The 1576-nt window shown below is 44.6% G+C and carries 1 protein-coding gene; it reads right to left on the minus strand.

Annotated features, from left to right (window positions below):
• A partial coding sequence (locus A2048_10280; GenBank protein OGP10527.1) for a hypothetical protein occupies positions 1 to 1317 on the minus strand: 1317 nt, incomplete at its 3' end.
• Positions 1318 to 1576 lie beyond the last annotated feature (259 nt).

Genomic DNA, 1576 nt, shown 5'->3' on the forward strand with positions numbered 1-1576 from the left:
GAATTTTTCTTCCAATAAATCCCAAAGCTCCGGATAGGAGCCGTCGTAGCCGAGGACCCAAATCCCCACGCCCCGTAGATTTTTCTCTTTGATAAAGTCGTATTTTAGTCCCAAAGATCTCACATCTTCGTAGTAAGCCTGCCGCCAAACTTTATGATCTTTATCAAACCAGCTGTAGAAAGGAACTTGGGCGTCGCTATCCCAACTCCTGGCTTTATTATCGTTAAGAGGATCGTATTGACTGTTGACGTAAGAGCTCATGTTAGCGTAGCCTGTCTCGTCTGACCCCTCGAGCGTTTTAGCATTTGGTTCATTTTTCTCGACCGGCCAATCGTACCCGTAATAGGGCAGGCCGAGGATTAACTTGTTGGCCGGAGCGAGTTTTAGATAATCGGCCACCGTCGTTTTCAGGTCGTAGCCATATTTCTCCGCGCCGCCCAGAGGGGCGACCGGTCCGGCATAAGTTGAAACCGGGCGGAAAAAATCGTAGCCCATTATAAAGAAACTATCGGTGATGGCTGAGAGCCTTTTAATATCATGCAGTTTTTTATCGGCGGCAGACTTGGCGTAGGTTGAGACACTAACGTAGCTTCCGGGTATTTCGTCGTGAAAGACGTCAACAAAATCCTTAACGAGTTGGGTAAAGCGGAAAACGAGATCGTCATCTGGAGTGCCCACATATTCGAAATCGAGGTTGACCCCGTCAGCTTTACGGTTCTTGATTTCTTTAAGAGCACCGTTGACGAGGTTACTCCGGCACTTGGAGCAATTCAGTAGTTTTTCAATTGTTTCGTTGTCGAAACCTTTAATGGTCAGCAGAATCTTCGTTTTATATTTTTTGGCTTGATTGATAACTTGCGTGAAGTCATCACTAATCCATCCGGCCCAAGCGCCATCCGTCTTTCCGTTGTCCCTTTCCTTTATAAATTCTCCTTCGCTGTTAATGTCAACGCCGAAGTAAGCGATTGTTGAGAGAAGTTCATAACGGAAATGGATCTTTTTGTCTAATGTCCAAAAAGGGAGAAAACCAAAGACCTCTTTTCTTAAAGGTCGGGCGGAGGCTTTATTTTCGCTTCCCAATATTTTTCCGATGAGATTTTTAAAGGCGGGAATCACGCCGCTTGATTCTTTGAGGATATTTAGGGAAGTGACATTTGCTAATTCTTTTCCGGCCGAGGCGACGGGGGATTTAAAAGTATTCACCGCCTGCATTTTAAGAGCGCCAAATTCGAAATTATAGGCCTTAGAAAGGCTTGAGAGGATGAGGACAGCGGTGACGAAGGTAAATATGTAGAATGAAAACTTTTTGTTTCTCATGGGGATACAGTTCAGGTCATTATCTCAAGAGGGCGAAACGTTGACAAATAGGCCACTTTTTGGTACAATCTAACCCGCTCTCTCAATATTATTAGGGAGCCGCACTTTTTACAAGAAGTCCCGCCGAAAGGCGGGGCTTCCTTTTCCCCCGTCTTTTTACGAGGCTTAGTTTAATGTGCCATTGTCAGTAATTCTAAAGTTGTGTTAAATTGGGTCTAATGACTTGGAGAAAGATAATCCTTATAATCATTGGGTCTTT

The organism is Deltaproteobacteria bacterium GWA2_45_12, assembly GCA_001797365.1.
In the GTDB taxonomy this organism is placed as follows: domain Bacteria; phylum UBA10199; class UBA10199; order UBA10199; family UBA10199; genus UBA10199.